This is a genomic window from Salinispora oceanensis (assembly GCF_000383575.1).
Lineage (GTDB): Bacteria > Actinomycetota > Actinomycetes > Mycobacteriales > Micromonosporaceae > Micromonospora > Micromonospora oceanensis.
Genome location: NZ_KB911579.1, coordinates 3,054,392 through 3,071,792 on the forward strand (window position 1 = coordinate 3,054,392; position 17,401 = coordinate 3,071,792).

Below are 17,401 nucleotides of genomic sequence, written 5' to 3' on the forward strand. Positions count from 1 at the left end.
TTCCAAGTTACCAGTGCGGGCCGACGCCGTCGGCCCGACGATCAACGTCGGGGCTCTCCCGCGCCGCCCCGCCGCGGCCGTCTGAGCAGGTCAGGCCGGGCGACGGCAGCGAAGTACCTCGCCGATGAAAGGACGTCCCTCAGTCACCAGGCGGTGCTGCGCGCGTATCTCGCGCTCGTCGGGCTGGGCGGTCACCGTGACCTGCTCCCGGGCCACCTCGGCGCCGTCTCGGTCCCGGGCCCGCAGCAGACAGACCGCGGACCCGCCCGGGGGTACGGTGACCCGGAAGTTGATCAGCACCTGGGAGTCGGTGATCTCGGTATAGGTGATTACGGTCGCGTCGTACTCCACGCCGCCGTACTGCTGGTAGAGCCGGACCACGATCGTGCCGAGGGCCGCCACCAGGGCGAGCCCCACCAGTGCGGTCAGCACCGGGCGGCGGCGGCGTTCCCGCCGACGGCCGTACCGACCGGGTGGGAAGACCGGCGCGCCGGTCAAATGTGTGGCGTGCGTCTCGCTCACCGGCGGGCCTCTCCTGGCGTCGTTGTCGGGGGGATCAGCAAGAATGGTTCGGTAAGAGTGGCAGGTTCATTCTCCCAGCCGTCTGGGCACGCCAGCACCTTGGGCATGCCAGCACCGTGGGCGCGCCAGCACCTTTGGCGTGCCAGCACCGTGAGCAGGTCACGCATCGTGGGAGCTCCAGCAGCGCACCGCAAGCATCGCAGGTCAGCGCCGGTGGAGTGCCCAGGGGTGCGGGTGTGTGCGGTGGGCGGGCCGACGGCGGGGATTGTTCCGTAGCCGGGCGGCCTGGGTAGGCCGCCGGGCAGAGATGAGGAGCGCCGACGTTGGCAGAGCGACTGCGACTCATGGCCGTCCACGCACACCCGGACGACGAGTCGAGCAAGGGCGCGGCGACCACCGCGAAGTACGTGGCCGAGGGGGTGGACGTCCTGGTCGTGACGTGCACCGGCGGCGAGCGGGGGAGCGTGCTCAACCCGAAGATGGACCGGCCCGACGTCTGGGCCAACATCGCCGACATCCGCCGCGCCGAGATGGACGCCGCGCGGGCGATTCTCGGCGTTGAGCAGGCCTGGCTGGGCTTCGTGGACTCTGGCCTGCCGGAGGGAGACCCGCTGCCACCGTTGCCCGAGGGCTGCTTCGCCCGGCAGGACGTGGACGAGGCCGCCGGCCCGCTGGTGCGCCTGATGCGTGAGTTCCGTCCGCACGTCGTCACCACCTACGACGAGGAGGGAGGCTACCCCCATCCCGACCACATCATGACCCACAAGATCAGCGTTGCGGCCTTCGACGCCGCCGGTGTCCCCGAGCGTTACCCCGATCTTGGTGAGCCTTGGCAGCCGCTCAAGCTCTACTACGACATCGTCTTCTCCAAGGGCAAGATCCTGGTGCTGCACGAGGCGATCCTCGCCGCCGGCTTCGAGTCGCCGTACGAGGAGTGGATCAAGCGTGGGGAGGGCCGGACAGACAAGGGCCCCAGAATCACCACCCGGGTGGACTGCGCCGAGTACTTCCCGGTCCGCGACGACGCGTTGCGCGCCCACGCGACCCAGATCGATCCGGATGGATTCTGGTTCCAGGTGCCGATGGAGGTACAACAGCGCGCCTGGCCCACGGAGGACTTCCAACTCGTGCGATCCCTGGTCGACAGCGCCATGCCCGAGTCGGACCTCTTCGCCGGTATTGCCTAGCCGGCGTACCCGGGCAGAGGGGTTCCGCCGGCCCTGCTCCAGGGGCGGGCTAGGCTGGTCACCACTCGCGCAACGGAGGACGCCATGCTGACCGCCGCTGAGGTGCTCGCCCAAAACAACTTCGGCAACACCCGCACCGGCGGGCTGGCCGGCCCCATGGGCCTGTTCCTGATCCTCGTGCTGGGGATCGCCACCGTCTTACTGATCCGCAACATGAACGCCCGCCTGCGCCGGCTGCCCAACCAGTTTCCGCCCGCCCCCGGCTCCGCTGCGGCTGGCTCCGCTCCGTCCGGCGCTGATCCGGCAGCTGCGGTGGTCAGTGAGGCGACCGGTGGCACCCCGGTGGGGGATTCTTCGCTGAATTCCGGCACCGGGCCCCAGCAGCCCTGAACGGGCCTTGGCCGCATGATTCACGACTATCGGCGCCCTAGCCCCCTGTTGCGGTAACCGGTATTGGCTTAGCCTTCCCGCCGGGGACGGAAAGTTTCGTCGGCCTGGGTAGGAGGGGGCGCCGATGATCAGCACAGCTGAGGCTGCCCGTCGTCCTGCCGTAGAGCTCGGGGCCGGAGCAGGGCGGTGACCTCCACCTCGCCCGACCAGTCGCGGGCCGGTCCGCCCGGCCGGTTGAGGTGGGCCCACGCGCTCACGGCGGCGATGCTGGCGACAGCCCTGGTCGTAGCCGTGGCAGCGGTCATCCGGCCGAGCGGTCTGCCCAGCAACGACCCGCTCGGCGGCCCCACACGCTTCGGGATCGCGGTCGCCCTCTTCGCGTTCGCGCAGCTCGCCCGACTCCAGTTCCGGGCCGCGGCCGGAGCGGTCAGCCTCACCTGGGGCGAGGCGGCGCTCGTCATCTGCCTCCACCAGGTGCCCGCCGGCTGGATTCCGGCGGCCACCCTCCTGGGCGTCGGTCTGGCCTGGTCGGGGATGTCGTTGCGCGGCCCCCGCCGGCCGCCGTTGGAGATCGCCCGGATCGCGTCGTTGCTGACCGTGGCGACGGCCCTGGCCGGGTTCGTCACCACCCTGCTGGGTCCGCCGCTGCTGGCAGCGCCGACCCCACCGCTCGCGCTCGCGATGGTCGCGGGTGCCGTCACCTACCTGCTCGTCAGTGTCGGGCTCGGTGCGGTCACCGTCAACCTGCACCACGGTGCGCCAGTCGGTGCTCTGCTGGGTGAGGCGCTGCGCGGCAAACTGATGACGTTCGTGGGGAACGTTGTGGTGGGCTTGGTAGTGGTCGCCCTCATCGAGGTGGACCCACGGTGGTTGTTGATCCTCCCGCTGCCGCTCTGGCTGCTCCAGCAGACCTACCGCCACCGGCTTCGTGCCGATCGGGAGCGACGTGCCTGGCGGGCCTTCGCCGAAGCGACCGCCGCGCTTAGCCACCGCGACGAGCGGGGCATGGCGACGGCGGCGGTGAGCGGCGCACTGACCCTGTTCCAGGCCGAGCTGGTCACGGTGGAGGTCGCCGACGGCGACGGTAAATGGCGCCGGTACCGGGGCGACGCCACCGGTCAGCTCTCCACCCGGGAGATTGGCGGCCCCGACCCGACCGACGGGGACGAACGCGAGCTGGTGCGGTCGCTCACCGTTGGGACTGCCGTCGGCGGCCGACTCCACGTCCGGTTCCCCCGGGCGGCACCGCCCACCGACCGCGACCGCGACGTCTTCGCGGCGTACGGTGACGCCCTCGCCGTTGCTCTGCACGACGCGGCGAGCCATCGGGAGCTGCGCAAGGTAGCCGCCTGCTCCCTGCAGGAGGCGGTGAGTGACGCGCTGACTGGCCTGGCCAACCGCACGGCCATGCTCCGCGAGGGGGACCAGGTGCTGCGGCGGCTGGCCCGGGACCGGCCGGTGGCGTTGCTGCTGCTGGACATCAACCGGTTCAAGGAGGTCAACGACACGCTCGGGCATGCCGCCGGTGACCAGCTACTCCGGCTGACCGCCGATCGACTGGGCGGGCTGGCCCGCGGCGGGGACCTGCTGGGCCGGCTCGGCGGCGACGAGTTCGCGCTCCTGTTGACCTCGGTGCCAGTGCTCGGGGACAGCGCCGCCCCGATGGCGTACACGCTGCGCCAGGCCCGGGAGATCACCGAACGGCTCGCCGCCCCCACCGAGGTGGCGGGTGTCCGGATGTCCGTGGAGGCCGCCGTCGGGGTGGTGGTCGCCGGCGCTGGCACCGCCGACATGGCGGAGCTGCTGCGCCGGGCGGACATCGCGATGTACCAGGCGAAGGAGGGCAGCGGCTGCGTCGCCGCGTACGACTCCGCGCGGGACGCCACCAGCACCGACCGGCTCGCTCTCCTGGCCGAGTTGCGCGAGGCGTTGGCCGCCGACGACCAGCTGGTGCTGGTCCTGCAACCGGCGGTGGACCTGGCCACCGGGGCGCCGACCGGGGTGGAGGCCCTGATCCGCTGGCGGCATCCCCGACGCGGTTTGCTCAACCCGCACGAGTTCATCCGTCCGGTGGAAAACAGCGAGCAGTTGGGCACCTTCACCCGGTACGTGCTGGACAAGGCGCTCGGCGTGGCGGCGCAGTGGGCCCGGGACGGGTTGGACCTGCCGATCTCGGTGAACCTCTCCGCCCGCAGCCTGCTTGACCGGCGGCTGCCGACCGAGATCGCGGACGCGCTGCGCCGCCACCGGGTGCCGGCGCGGCGCCTCGTCCTGGAGATCACCGAGACGGTGGTGATGAGCGAGCTCGAGGTGATCGACGAGGTGCTCGGCGCGCTGCGCACGATGGGCGTGCAGTTGGCCGTAGACGACTTCGGCACCGGGTTCTCGTCGTTGACCTTCCTCACCCGGGTCGCCGTGGACGAGTTGAAGGTGGACCGTTCCTTCGTGCTCCGGATGGCCGACTCGCCGGAGGCGGCGGCGATCGTGCGTACCACGGTGGGGCTGGGCCAGCAGTTGGGGCTACGGGTGGTCGCTGAGGGGGTGGAGACCGCCGAGCAGCGCAGCGCGTTGGCCGAACTCGGCTGCACGGCCGCCCAGGGCTACCACTTCTTCAAACCCATGCCCGCCGACAAGATTGGCGCGGTCCTCGGCGGTCTGGTCAACGGGGCGCGCTCCCGGGTTGTTCCCCTCCGGGCCGATGGCGCCTCCTGACCGTCCGCGCCGATAGGGTCGTGCCGTGAACCGACTCGCCGACGCCACCAGCCCGTACCTGCTTCAGCACAAGGACAACCCGGTCGACTGGTGGCCGTGGTGCGCGGAGGCGTTCGCCGAGGCCCGCCGGCGGGACGTTCCGATCATGATTTCGGTCGGGTATGCCGCCTGCCACTGGTGTCACGTCATGGCGCACGAGTCCTTCGCCGACGAGCAGGTGGCCGCGGTGCTGAACGAGGGCTTCGTGGCGATCAAAGTGGACCGCGAGGAGCGTCCGGACATCGATGCCGTCTACATGACGGCGACCCAGGCCATGACCGGGCAGGGCGGCTGGCCCATGACCGTCTTCGCCGCCGCGGACGGAACCCCGTTCTTCTGCGGCACCTACTTCCCGAAGCCCAACTTCCTCCGGCTGCTCCAGTCGGTCACCACCGCCTGGCGGGACCAGCGCAGCGCCGTGCTCCAGCAGGGTGCCGCGGTCGTTGAGGCGATCGGCGGTGCCCAGGCGGTCGGGGGCCCGTCCGCCCCGTTAACCGCCGACCTGCTCGACGCCGCCGCCGACCGGCTCGGTGCGGAGTACGACGAGACGAACGGTGGGTTTGGCGGGGCGCCGAAGTTCCCGCCGCACCTGAGCCTGCTCTTCCTGCTGCGGCAGTACCAGCGCACCGGCGACCAACGGACCCTGGAGATCGTCCGACACACCGCGGAGGCGATGGCCCGGGGCGGCCTGTACGACCAACTCGCCGGGGGCTTCGCCCGCTACTGCGTGGATGGGCAGTGGGTGGTGCCGCACTTCGAGAAGATGCTCTACGACAACGCCCTGCTGCTGCGGGTCTACACCCACCTGTGGCGGCTGACCGGTGACCCGATGGCCCGGCGCGTGGCCCGGGACACCGCCCGCTTCCTCGCCGACGAGCTGCACCGGCCGGGCGAGGGGTTCGCCTCCGCGCTGGACGCCGACGCGGCCGGGGTTGAGGGGTTGACCTACGTCTGGACCCCCGCCCAACTCGTCGCGGCCCTGGGCGAGCAGGACGGCCGGTGGGCCGCCGACCTGTTCGCGGTCACCGAGCAGGGCTCGTTCACCCCCCACGCCGCCGCGCCGACCGGGTCAGCCGGAACCGGGGCGGCAGCCGCCGAGCAGTCGGCCAGCGTACTTCGGCTGGCCCGGGACGTTGACGATGCGGCCCCGGAGGTGCAGTCCCGCTGGCAGGAGATCGCGCACCGGTTGCTGATGGTCCGCGACACCCGCCCGCAGCCGGCCCGCGACGACAAGGTGGTCGCCGCCTGGAACGGGCTCGCGATCACCGCGATCGCGGAGTTTCAGCAGGTCGTAGCCATCTTTGCGGAGGATGCTCCCGGGCCGGACGCCAACCTGATGGAGGGCGTGACGATCGTCGCCGACGGGGCCATGCGGGACGCCGCTGAGCACCTGGCGAGGGTGCACCTCGTGGCCGGGCGGCTGCGGCGCACCTCGCGGGACGGCCGGGTCGGGGAGGCCGCCGGAGTCCTGGAGGACTACGGCTGCGTGGCCGAGGCGTTCTGCGCGATGCACCAGCTGACCGGCGAGGGACGGTGGCTGACCCTGGCGGGGCAACTCCTCGACGTGGCGCTGGAGCGGTTCGCCGCACCGCAGGGCAGCTTCTTCGACACCGCTGATGACGCGGAGCGTCTGGTCAGCCGGCCCGCCGACCCCACCGACAACGCCACCCCCTCCGGCCGGTCGGCGATCGTCGCCGCGCTGGTCGCGTATGCGGCGTTGACCGGCGAGACCCGCTACCGGGAGGCGGCGGAGGCGGCGCTGGCCACCGTGGCGCCGATCGTCGCCGCGCACGCCCGCTTCACCGGGTACGCGGCCACCGCCGGTGCGGCGCTGCTCGCCGGCCCGTACGAGATCGCAGTGGTGACTCCCGATCCGGGTGGTGAGCCGTTGGTGCACGCGGCGCACCGCTACGCCCCGCCCGGTGCCGTGGTGGTGGCGGGGCGGCCGGACCAGCCCGGGGTGCCGCTACTCGCCGGCAGGCAGATGGTCAACGGGCAGGCCACCGCGTACGTCTGTCGCGGCTTTGTCTGCGACCGGCCGGTAACCGGAGTTGACGACCTGGTGGCGCAGCTGACGGGCCGGTAGGCGGCCGGTCGACCCGGACTGCCGGCCGGTGGCGACCCGGATCGCCGCCGGTGGCGACTGGGTAGGCCGGTAGGCCGGTGGGCGGCTAGGCGGGTGGCGGGCCCGGGTGGCGGACTGGCTCCGCTCGCCGGATACGCTGACCTGGCTATGGACTCCCACACCGGTCTGCCCGTTGTCGGCATGGTGGGTGGCGGCCAATTGGCCCGGATGACCCATCAGGCCGCGATCGCCCTCGGCCAGTCGCTGCGCGTGCTCGCGCTCGCTCCCGACGACGGTGCCGCCCTGGTGGCCGCCGACGTGCAGTACGGCGAGCACACTGATCTCGCGGCGCTGCGTACCTTCGCCAAGGGCTGCGACGTGGTCACCTTCGACCACGAGCACGTTCCTACCGAGCACATCAACGCCCTCGCCGACGAGGGCGTCAAGCTGTTTCCGCCGGCCGAGGCGCTGGTGCACGCCCAGGACAAGCGGGTCATGCGGGAACGCCTCGCGACGCTGGGTCTGCCGAATCCGGCCTGGCGGCCGGTCGAGAACCCGGCCGACCTCGAATCCTTCGGCGACGCCGTGGGCTGGCCGGTGGTACTCAAGGCGGCCCGGGGTGGCTATGACGGCCGGGGCGTGTGGCTGGTTGAGGACGCCGCTCAGGCGGTCGAGCTATCGGCCACGTTGCTTGCCACGGGGACGTGCCTGATCGCGGAGGAGCGGGTGGCGCTGCGCCGGGAGCTGGCCGTGCAGGTGGCCCGTTCCCCGTTCGGGCAGGTCGCCGCGTACCCGGTGGTCGAGACCGTGCAGCGGGACGGGATCTGCGTCGAGGTCCTGGCCCCCGCACCGGAGCTGCCGGAGGAGCTGGCGGTCGGTGCGCAGCAGCTCGGCATCGACCTCGCCACCGAGCTCGGCGTGGTGGGCCTGCTCGCCGTCGAGCTGTTCGAGGTGGCCGACCCGGCCGAGGCCACGGGTAGCCGCCTCGTGGTCAACGAATTGGCGATGCGGCCGCACAACTCCGGGCACTGGACGATCGAGGGGGCCCGGACCTCGCAGTTCGAGCAGCACCTGCGGGCGGTGCTCGACTATCCGATGGGGGACACCTCGTTGGCCGCGCCGGTGGTGGTGATGGCGAACGTGCTGGGCGGTGAGCCGGGCGGCATCTCCATTGACGAGCGGCTACACCACCTCTTCGCCGCCGAGCCGGGGGCGAAGGTGCACCTCTACGGCAAGCAGGTGCGCCCAGGCCGCAAGATCGGCCATGTCACCGTACTCGGCGACAACCTGGACGAGGCACGCAGCCGGGCGGCGCGGGCGGCCCGGTGGCTGCAGGAGGGGCACGGATGAGCACGGTCGGGCTGATCATGGGCAGCGACTCGGACTGGCCGACGATGCGGGCCGCCGCCGAGACGCTGGACGAGTTCGGGGTCGCGTACGAGGTCGAGGTGGTCTCGGCGCACCGGACGCCGGTCCGCATGATCGAGTATGGCCGCGACGCCGTTGACCGCGGCCTAAAGGTGATCATCGCCGGGGCGGGGGGTGCGGCGCACCTGCCGGGCATGGTCGCCTCGGTTACCCCACTGCCGGTGATCGGGGTGCCGGTGCCCCTTAAGTACCTGGACGGAATGGATTCGCTGCTCTCCATCGTGCAGATGCCGGCCGGCGTGCCGGTGGCCACCGTCTCGATCGGCAACGCCCGCAACGCGGGCCTGCTCGCGGTCCGGATCCTCGGCGTTGAGGACCGGGCGCTGCTCGATCGGATGACGGCGTTCCAATCCAGCCTGGAGCAGGTGGTCGCGGAGAAGGACGCGGCCCTGCGCGCCTCGCTGAGCTGACCCCGGTGCGGGCCTTGCCGAGCTGACCTCGGGCGGTTGGCCGCCGCAGCCCGCTAGCGCATGCCGCGCAGGGCGGTCTGGAGGCGTTCCTGGGCCCGACGGCGACGTTCGTTGCTGGCCCCGAGGACCAGCAGGAGGAGGCCGGCGGGGATCAGCAGTAGCCACGGCCCGAGACTGAACAGCGCGTGGATCGCCGTGATCGCCGTGGCCGTGGCCCCCACAATCACCGGGGCCTGCTGCTGCCGCAGCGAGCCGAAGACCAGCACCGCGACCGCCCCGAGCAGCAGCAGCACCCGGCGCAGCATGCTGCTCTCGGTGGCCAGCACGATCGCCAGGGTTGGCGCGAACGCGGTCACCAGGGCCGGTCCGTACGCCACCCAGCTGCTGATCTCGGAGCGCTGGCGCAGCTCCAGTACGCCGACGAGCAGGGCCAGCGCAGCGAACGGCAGGGTGTAGGCCTCGGGCAGGGCCACGTCCGCCACCCACATGAGAATCCACCACGCGGTGATCTCGCAGCTCACCACCGCCCAGAAGAGGATCCGCCGCTCGATGTCGGGGCGACCGGGTCGGGCCGCCGCCACGCCGAGGATGGCGCCCCCGGCGGCGAGCAGGGCCGCGATGTGCCGGGGCGAGTCGTAGGCCAGCGCCAGGGCGATCAGCGCGGCGGCGAAGCCGCTCCACTCCACCGTGGCCGCCTCCCGCCCCGCCTCCGGCCGGCGCAGGCGCGGCAGGGTGGCCGCGAAGACCTGGAGGGCCGCCCCGACGGCCAGGACGCCGAACGCCGACCAGCGCGCGCTCAGACCGGCTACCAGACCGGTGGTGAGCACGAAGAGCTGCGCCATCAGGGCTGCGAAAAGCCAGCCGAGGATGCGGGCGTGCCCGGTGGCACCGAAGAGCGCCGCCGCCGTACCCACCCCCACCGCGCCGCCGAGCGTGACCAGGGTCAGGTCCTCTGCGGCCAGGCTGCCGGCCAGTCCCGCGCTGCCGGCGGCGAGGCCGATGCCGAAGACGAGTACCCGGGCCAGCCGGAGCGAGCGCGCTCGCTCCACCAGGGTGGGCGGCGGCGTGAGCGCGAGTCCGAGCATGGCGAGGGTGAACACGGTGAGCCCGGCGAGGGTGCTTGCTGGCCAGGCGAGATCCAGCGCCACGGGCGTGATCAGCAGGGTCACCGCCGCACCCGGCAGGACGACCGGCACCGCCCGACTGCGCCGACCGCCACTGAAACCGACAGCAGCCAGTGCGGCGGCGGCGGTCAGCAGCAGCGCGGTGAGTACGTGTGTCGGGTCCGCCGCCGCGGGGGCGGGCAGGAGTAGCTCCGGCGGCGGGCCCTGCCAGGTGCGGCCGAGGGTTCGGTGTGGCTCGACCAGCGCCATGTGCAGCGCCGGTGCGAGCGAGGCCAAGGCCAGCACCGTGGGCACGGTCGCCGCGGCGAGCGCCCCGGCGGCTGGGTCTACCCGCCACTTGCGGGTACCGGGCCCAGCGGAGTGGCTGAAGGTGCCCCCGAGGGTTACCCGCCAGCGGCGAGTCGGTGCGGCGAGCCCGGCCGGTGGCTCGGTAGCGCCGCGGTTCAGCTCGGCGAGGACACCGATCAGGGCAGCCGCGGCGGCGTACACCCCGACCTGCAGGCCGGCGGGGATGGCGGCGAGGGCACTCACCGTGGCGCCGCCGACCAGCGCGGCGCTGGCCCAGGGCAGGTACTGCGGAACCCGGCGTCGGGCGGACGTCACGGCGGCCAGGCTGAGACCGGAGGTGGCCAGGGCGGTGATCAGCACCACCTGCGGTGAGTGCCCGAACTCGGCAGCCAGGGCGGCCACCGCGCCGGGCAGGGCGAACAGGGCGGCCCCGGTCGCGGCACCACCGATCCGCGTTGGGTGGGGCGGTCCCTCCGTCTCCACCTCGGTGCTCAGCGGTGGGGAGAGGGCGCGAGCGAAGGTCGCCACGGCGACACCGATCAGCGCGATGCCGCCGAGGGCCAGCGCCGTCGTCCACGGCCGGACCAGCCCGGCGCCGGCGACATGCAGCGCCAGTACGCCGGCCACGACGGCCCGGGAGAACGCGGTTCGGGCCTCAACCGAGGCCACCGATGCCAGGCCGTACCCGGTGGCCACCAGTGAACCCACCAGCACCGGCGACCACCACGGCAGCGCGAACGCGGCCGGTGCGCCGATGGTGGCCAGGAGCAGGGCCGCGCCGGAGATGTCGTGCTGCCAGGGTGGCGGCAACAGGATCGCGGCGGCTAACGCCAGTAGCACCAGCGCGACCGGCGCCTGCCAGGTGGAGCCGCCGATCGGGGCGGCCGGCCAGGTGCTCAGCTCGCCGGACCAGATCGGACCGGAGGTGAGGAGGACGCCGATGCCACCGCGGAGCGCCATCCCGCCGGCCAGCAGTCCAACCAGCCCGCCCCCCAGGGCCAGGCCGAGGGTTGGACCCCGCCGCCACGGCTGCGGGAGAGCGCGGGCCGCCACGGCCACGATCAGCAGCAGCCCGGCGGCGACCGCCAGCTGCGCTGCGGGGGCAAGGACAGCGGAGATTCGAACCAGGGTGGCGACCAGCGCGGCGGTCACCGCGGCGCCGGCCAGGTCGGCGCCGTCCAGGAAGAGGTCGGAGCGGCGACGGGCGTCGAAGGAGGGCGCGAAGAACAGGAGCACCGCGGCGACCAGCAGCAGTGCGCCGACCCAGGCATCGGCGGCGGTGGTGGCGGGTGCCCCGAACGAGGCCGCGGCGACGGCCAGGGCGCCCAGTGCGGCCCCCGTCGCCAGCGGCATGGGGAGATGCCGGTGTGAAACCTGCACGAGGGCGGCGTATCCGAGGGTGACGCAGACCGCGAGGGAACTCGCCGCCAGCAGCGCGACGGTCACCTCCCGCAGTGCGGTGGAGGACGCCGCCGGACCGGCGGCGACGACCGCCGCCACCGCGCCGGGCAGGGCGAAGGCCGCCCCGCCCGCGGCCCAGCCGGAGAGGAGGTCTGCTCCCGTGGAGGCGGCCCGGAGCCGGGGTGCCGCCGCCACCAGCACGCCCGCCACGAAGAGGATGAGCAGGACGGCGGCGGTCAACAACGGCCGGGCCAGTCCGGCTCCGGCACCGAACAGCCCCATCCCGGCGGCGGTTACGGCGTGCGCTCGCGCCGTGCGTTCGGTCCGTGCCGACAGTCCGGCCGCCCCGATCCCGACCGCCGCCAACACCATCGGCCATGGCGCGGCAACCCAGCCGAGCCCGAACGAGGTGGGGACGGCGAGCGCGGTCAGCGCGGCACCCACCACCGCGAACTCCCGACGGATCCCTGGCGGCAGGGCGACCATGGCGGCCACGGTCAGCAGCAGCGCGCTGGCGGCGAGCTGGCTGGCGGCGGGGGAGCCTGCTGCGGTGAGCTCGGCCGGGTAGCGGTCGAGGTCGGCGGCCCACGCCGGTAGGGCGGCCCGGAGCGGGGCCACCCCGGCTCTCAGGGCGCCGGTGGCGACGACGACGCCGCTGATGGTCAACGCGATGGCGGAGGCGAACTGCGGGCCGCGCCGCAGGACAGCCGGCACTGCGCGGACCGCCAGCCCGGTGAGCGCGATGACGGCGGTGATCAGAAGTAGTGCCTGGTCGGGTGCCGCCACCCAGGCGAGCCGGCTCGACGCGCCGATCAAGGCGAGGGTGAGGAGACCGGTGCCGAGGTCGGGAAACGGGGCGCGGCGGGTCGCGAGCATCCCCGCGCCGGCCACGGTCGCGGCGAGGAGGAGTGTGGCTCCCGCCCCGACCGTCGCCGGTACGGTGGTGGCCCGCAGCAGTGCGGTACTGGCGTAACCGAGGGCAGTCAGTGCGGCGACGCCGTAGAGGACAAAGATCAATTCACGGAGCCCGGGCACCGGGCGGACGGCGGAGCCGCCCCCACCGGGCACCTCGTCGGGCTCCGCAGCACCGTCGGTGGGCCGGTCCCGCCCCGAGCGCTGGCGAGGAGCGACAGGGGCGGCCGGAGGCCGTTCCAGGTCGGGCTGGCCCCCAGCCGTGGTCGGTGCTGGGGTCAGGGGCGCTTCGGGCAGGTCCCGGCGGACCGGACGGGCCTTGGTGACGGCGGACCCGGCCAGCGAGAAGTTCAGGATGGCCACGAGAGCCAGCACCGCGGCCCAGCCCGCCGGAGCGCCGATTCGGTCGTAGGCGAGCAGCGGCAGGATCGGCTGGAGGGCCAGCACCGTGGCGAACCGTGGTGCGCGGAGTCCGGTCCAGGCGCCATACGCCAGGGCAACCCCGGCGGTGACCGCGAAGACGGCTCCGGCGAACACCGTCCTGGACGCGCCGTCGGCGCTGGTTACCGACCAGAGCGCGTATCCGGCCAGCGGCACCAGGAGGAGGCCGACGGCGGAGATGGTCTCGGCGGTGGCGGTGAGCCCACGGCGGGCCAGCACCGGCGGGGCGAGCAGCATCAGGACCGTCGCGAGGCAGAGCACGCCCAGCCGGGCGAGGGCATCCAGGGAGCTGGTGGCGACCGCGGCGAAGACCACCGCGGCGACGCCGAGTAGCAGCGCGCCGAGCCCGAGGGGAATGTTCTGTACCTCGCGGCTGGAGGCCTCCGGTGGATGCTCGGGGTTGTCGGCGTCGAGCCAGACCGCGGTCGGGGGCGGCTCCGGCCCAGAAGGGGTGCCCTGCCCGGGCACCCGGGGCGGTGTCCCGGGGGGAGCGGTCGGTGGTCGCCGGTCTGGTCGACGACGCAGTACGCGCCGGGGGCGGGTGGCCTGTTTGACGTTCTCCTCACCGGCGTGCGCGAGGATGTCCCGCTGGAAGAGCGCAGCCTGCATCTTGGCGGCGATCTTCCGCTGTTCGCCGGCGATTTCGGCGTCTCGCGCCTTCATCTCCGCGATCGATCGCTCGATCTCCGCCAGGTGCTCGAGCCGCTGCGGCTGTTCTGCGCCGCAGTGCGGGCAGCGAGCGGCCGGCTTCAACTCCCGGCCGCACGAGGAGCACTCAAAGCTCACCACGACACCCCTCCAGCCGCACTGTGGACCCTACTGTCGCAGCATGCCCAATGCCGGCGTGGATTTCGACAGTTGTCGGCGGGTCCGGGGGTGGCGCCCCACTCCGCGGAGCTCGGCCGGCGACGGGTTACGGGCGGCCCATGCCGCGGTACTCCCAACCAGCCTGCGTCCACAATGTTGAATCGAGGCAGTTGCGGCCGTCAACCACCCGGCGGCCGGCGACCAGGGCGCCGAGCGCGACCGGGTCGGCGTTGCGGAAGTCAGCCCATTCGGTCAGGACGCAGACCAGGTCGGCGCCGGCCACCGCCTCGTTGATGCCCGGCTCGTAGGTCAGCTCGGGCGCTACCGCGCGGGCGCGCTCCATCCCTGCTGGGTCATAGACGTGCACGTCAGCGCCGGCCTTGTGGAGGAGCGTCGCTACCGCGAGGGCCGGCGCGTCGCGGACGTCGTCGGTGTTGGGCTTGAAGGTCGCACCGAGCACGCCGATTCGGACGCCGGATAGATCGGGGCCGGCCGGGCCGGTGCGTCGGTCGAGTAGGTCGGCGGCGAGTTGGACCACCCGGGTCCGGCGGCGCAGGTTGATGAGGTCGACCTCGTGCAGGAAGCGCAGCGCCTCGCCAGCGCCCAGTTCCTGGGCCCGGGCCTGGAAAGCGCGGATGTCCTTGGGTAGGCAGGCCCCGCCGAAGCCGAGGCCGGCCTGGAGGAACCGGTTGCCGATTCGGGGGTCGAAGCCAATCGCCCGGGCCAGGTGGGTTACGTCACCGCCAGCGGCCTCGCAGACCTCCGCCATCGCGTTGATAAACGAAATCTTGGTGGCCAGGAAGGCGTTTGCGGCGACCTTCACCAGCTCCGCGGTGGCGAAGTCGGTGACCACCATCGGCACCTCACGGTCCTCCGTGGCGGCCAGGTCGAACACGCCCTTGTGCGCGGCGTAGAGCATCCCGTTGGCCCATTCGCTCTTGACGCCGACCACGATCCGATTCGGGCGGAGAACGTCGTCAACGGCGAAGCCCTCCTGGAGGAACTCGGGGCTCCAGGCGACCTCGATGCCGAGGTCGGCGGGTGTGTGTTTGCTCACCAGCTGCTCAACCCACTCCGCGGTGCCGACCGGCACCGTGGACTTGCCGACGATCAGCGCCGGGCGGGTCAACTGCTGCGCCAGGCTGGTGACAGCCGCCTCAACGTACGACAGGTTCGCCCCCAGCGCGTCGGCCTGCTGCGGGGTGCCGACGCAGATGAAATGCACGTCCCCGAACTCAGCGACTTCGGCCATGTCAGTACTGAAACGCAGCCGCCCGGCGGCGAGGTTGCGCTTGAGTAGCTCGTCCAGGCCGGGCTCGTGGATCGGCACCTCACCTGCGTTGAGCATGGCGATCTTGTCGGCGTCCACGTCGAAGCCGAGCACCTCGTAGCCCAGCTCGGCGTAGCAGATGGCGTATGTCGCGCCAAGGTAGCCGGTGCCGAGGAAGGTCACCCGGGGGCGAGGGGCGCCAGATGGCGGGGTCACCGCCCCGATCGGAGGTACTGGCTGGGTGTTCGGGTACGGGATCGTCACGCCTGTCTTCTCCGCTCGCACTGGCGCCGCTCGTGGCGTCGCTGCCGACCGCGGCGCCTGCCAGGGCACCGAAGGTGGGTTGTTCGTTTGTCCGACCATGCTCCCGCGCGGGCTGGTCAGTGCGGCACGTCGTAGCCTACGCGGCGGTAACATCGCCCGAGCCCGCTTCGCTATCCTTCAGTCTGCGCGGTCCGCGGTCAGATGACGCTACAGACTGCGCATGATAGCGGTGAAGAGGAGGGGCCGATATGGCCGCAGAGCAGGCATTCGACGGCTACCGATTGACGGATGAGCAGCAGGCGGTCCGGGAGGCGGTCCGGGAGGTCTGTGCGGCGAAGGTGGCACCCCACGCCGCGGAGGCGGACGAGACCGGTGAGTTCCCGAAGGCATCCTTCGACGCGCTGCGGGCGGCTGACTTCCACGCTCCGCACATCCCCACCGAGTACGGCGGCGCCGGTGCGGATGCCCTCGCCACCGCCATCGTGATCGAGGAGGTGGCGCGGGCCTGCGCCTCCTCCTCGCTGATTCCGGCGGTCAACAAGCTGGGCACCATGCCGCTGATCCTGGCCGGGTCCGCGGAGCTCAAGCGGAAGTACCTGACCCGGGTCGCGGACGGCGACGCGATGTTCTCGTACTGCCTTTCCGAGCCAGAAGCAGGCAGTGACGCCGCCGCGATGACCACTCGGGCCGTCCGGGACGGCGACTACTGGGTGCTCAACGGCGTGAAGCGGTGGATCACCAATGCCGGGGTGTCCGAGTTCTACACGGTCTTCGCCGTGACCGACCCGACCGCCCGGAGCCGGGGTATCTCGGCCTTCGTGGTCGAGAAGTCCGACCCGGGGGTGAGTTTCGGCGCACCGGAGAAGAAGTTGGGGATCAAGGGCTCACCGACCCGTGAGGTCTACCTGGACGGCGTCCGCATCCCCGCCGACCGCATGATCGGCGCGGAGGGCGCCGGCTTCGCCACCGCCATGCAGACCCTGGACCACACCCGGGTCACCATCGCCGCGCAGGCGGTGGGCATCGCGCAGGGCGCGCTCGACTACGCCAAGGGATACGTGCGGGAGCGTCGGCAGTTCGGCAAGCCGATCGCCGACTTCCAGGGCATCCAGTTCATGCTCGCGGACATGGGCATGAAGCTGGAGGCGGCCCGGCAGCTGACCTACGCCGCCGCGGGCCGTTCCGAGCGAGGGGACGCGGACCTGACCTACTTCGGTGCGGCGGCCAAGTGCTTCGCCTCCGACGCCGCCATGGAGATCACCACCGACGCCGTGCAGCTGCTCGGCGGGTACGGCTACACCCGGGACTACCCGGTCGAGCGGATGATGCGCGACGCGAAGATCACCCAGATCTACGAGGGCACCAACCAGGTGCAGCGCATCGTCATGGCGCGGCAGCTCTTGAAGAGCTGATTCGGGGCTGTTTCGCAGCTCGGGGGCGGGTGGCCGGGCCGGTTGGTCCGGCCACACCGTGGTGCGGGCCGGCATGCTGCCGGGCCTGCACGGAGGGCATGACTGCCTGCCGGCGGCCCGACGGTACGTGCGGTGCCGAGATTCGGAAGATCCGGGTAGTACGTTCAGGTACTCGTGCGCCCAAACTATCGACGCGAGGCTAGTTATTCGGGGAGTTCGCGCGATCCGTTCGATGGGCGCGCCGGGTTTTGGCGGACCCGGTGAAGATCCCGCAAAGGCTGTGCCCTGGCTGAGGGGGTCTGGCCCTCAGGTTCTGGGAACGAGAGTAGGCGCGACAATTTTGGGATGCTACGGTGCGCGACCCTTAGTCAGTGTGGGTGTCGGCAATGCTGGGCCGGATGCCGAACTGGATCTGGGCTGGCTTCTCGGCCACCCCAAAGACCCCCTACGGCCCCAAGGCATAGTAGGGATGTCGAGGATCAGATGGGGAGTTCACCCGGTGGTGTGGAGCACAAACATTGGGTGACCAGTGGGGAGCGCGCCGCCCTACTCGTTCTGATTTGGTGGGCGCTTCCTTGTCGAACACTCCGGACGTGACGTACTCCTTGGGCAGCAGGGAGACAGAAATGGCGGTGCGGCCTTCGCTCAGGGGCAGCCTTAGGTGATGTGGGGGGGAGGGCGCGGTGTCAGGATGCTGATCCGATCGGAGTCTTCGCCCAGCGCGATGGT

Annotated in this window: 10 protein-coding genes; 7 read left to right on the top strand and 3 right to left on the bottom strand. The window is 72.0% G+C overall.

Annotated elements, in window-relative coordinates; genetic code table 11:
- Nucleotides 1-90: 90 nt before the first annotated feature.
- Nucleotides 91-522, bottom strand: coding sequence for a DUF4307 domain-containing protein (locus SALPAC4_RS25345; protein WP_019870912.1), 432 nt, complete (start codon nt 520-522; stop codon nt 91-93).
- Between the two features lie 344 nt (nt 523-866).
- Between SALPAC4_RS25345 and mca the strand changes: the two genes are divergently transcribed.
- From mca to purE, 6 genes are all read left to right on the top strand, one after another.
- Nucleotides 867-1,709 carry a mycothiol conjugate amidase Mca gene (mca, locus tag SALPAC4_RS0114320; RefSeq protein WP_019870913.1) on the top strand — a complete coding sequence of 281 codons (843 nt, stop codon included), beginning with the start codon at nt 867-869 and terminating at the stop codon, nt 1,707-1,709.
- Between the two features lie 84 nt (nt 1,710-1,793).
- Nucleotides 1,794-2,099: a hypothetical protein gene (locus SALPAC4_RS0114325; protein ID WP_019870914.1), complete on the top strand. Its 306-nt coding sequence runs from the start codon at nt 1,794-1,796 to the stop codon at nt 2,097-2,099.
- 264 nt (nt 2,100-2,363) lie between these two features.
- On the top strand, nt 2,364-4,811 hold the full coding sequence (locus tag SALPAC4_RS0114330; protein WP_223874868.1) for a putative bifunctional diguanylate cyclase/phosphodiesterase: 2,448 nt from the start codon (nt 2,364-2,366) through the stop codon (nt 4,809-4,811).
- 25 nt (nt 4,812-4,836) lie between these two features.
- The gene (locus SALPAC4_RS0114335) at nt 4,837-6,936 is read left to right on the top strand and encodes a thioredoxin domain-containing protein (RefSeq protein WP_019870916.1); all 2,100 of its coding nucleotides are present in this window, start codon (nt 4,837-4,839) and stop codon (nt 6,934-6,936) included.
- 147 nt (nt 6,937-7,083) lie between these two features.
- Nucleotides 7,084-8,265 carry a 5-(carboxyamino)imidazole ribonucleotide synthase gene (locus tag SALPAC4_RS0114340; RefSeq protein ID WP_020113504.1) on the top strand — a complete coding sequence of 394 codons (1,182 nt, stop codon included), beginning with the start codon at nt 7,084-7,086 and terminating at the stop codon, nt 8,263-8,265.
- Nucleotides 8,262-8,753: a 5-(carboxyamino)imidazole ribonucleotide mutase gene (purE, locus tag SALPAC4_RS0114345; RefSeq protein WP_018737145.1), complete on the top strand. Its 492-nt coding sequence runs from the start codon at nt 8,262-8,264 to the stop codon at nt 8,751-8,753. The genes SALPAC4_RS0114340 and purE overlap by 4 nt, the downstream gene beginning before the upstream one ends.
- Nucleotides 8,754-8,806: 53 nt before the next feature.
- Here the strand turns inward: purE and SALPAC4_RS0114350 are convergent, their stop codons facing one another.
- A complete protein-coding gene (locus SALPAC4_RS0114350) occupies nt 8,807-13,708 on the bottom strand; it encodes an SCO7613 C-terminal domain-containing membrane protein (protein WP_019870918.1) in 4,902 nt (1,633 codons plus the stop codon).
- 124 nt (nt 13,709-13,832) lie between these two features.
- On the bottom strand, nt 13,833-15,260 hold the full coding sequence (locus SALPAC4_RS0114355) for a UDP-glucose dehydrogenase family protein (protein ID WP_027644531.1): 1,428 nt from the start codon (nt 15,258-15,260) through the stop codon (nt 13,833-13,835).
- A 248-nt stretch (nt 15,261-15,508) separates the two neighbouring features.
- Here SALPAC4_RS0114355 and SALPAC4_RS0114360 point away from each other — a divergent pair, with 248 nt between their 5' ends.
- Complete coding sequence (locus SALPAC4_RS0114360) at nt 15,509-16,672, top strand: acyl-CoA dehydrogenase family protein (protein WP_019870920.1); 1,164 nt, start codon at nt 15,509-15,511, stop codon at nt 16,670-16,672.
- The last annotated feature ends 729 nt before the right edge of the window (nt 16,673-17,401 follow it).

What these genes read in the sequence shown, in the direction of transcription:
- SALPAC4_RS0114325 (WP_019870914.1), top strand. Translation starts at nt 1,794, where the DNA reads ATGCTGACCGCCGCTGAGGTGCTCGCCCAAAACAACTTCGGCAACACC.
- SALPAC4_RS0114330 (WP_223874868.1), top strand. Translation starts at nt 2,364, where the DNA reads ATGCTGGCGACAGCCCTGGTCGTAGCCGTGGCAGCGGTCATCCGGCCG.
- mca (WP_019870913.1), top strand. Translation starts at nt 867, where the DNA reads ATGGCCGTCCACGCACACCCGGACGACGAGTCGAGCAAGGGCGCGGCG.
- SALPAC4_RS0114360 (WP_019870920.1), top strand. Translation starts at nt 15,509, where the DNA reads ATGGCCGCAGAGCAGGCATTCGACGGCTACCGATTGACGGATGAGCAG.
- purE (WP_018737145.1), top strand. Translation starts at nt 8,262, where the DNA reads ATGAGCACGGTCGGGCTGATCATGGGCAGCGACTCGGACTGGCCGACG.
- SALPAC4_RS0114340 (WP_020113504.1), top strand. Translation starts at nt 7,084, where the DNA reads ATGGACTCCCACACCGGTCTGCCCGTTGTCGGCATGGTGGGTGGCGGC.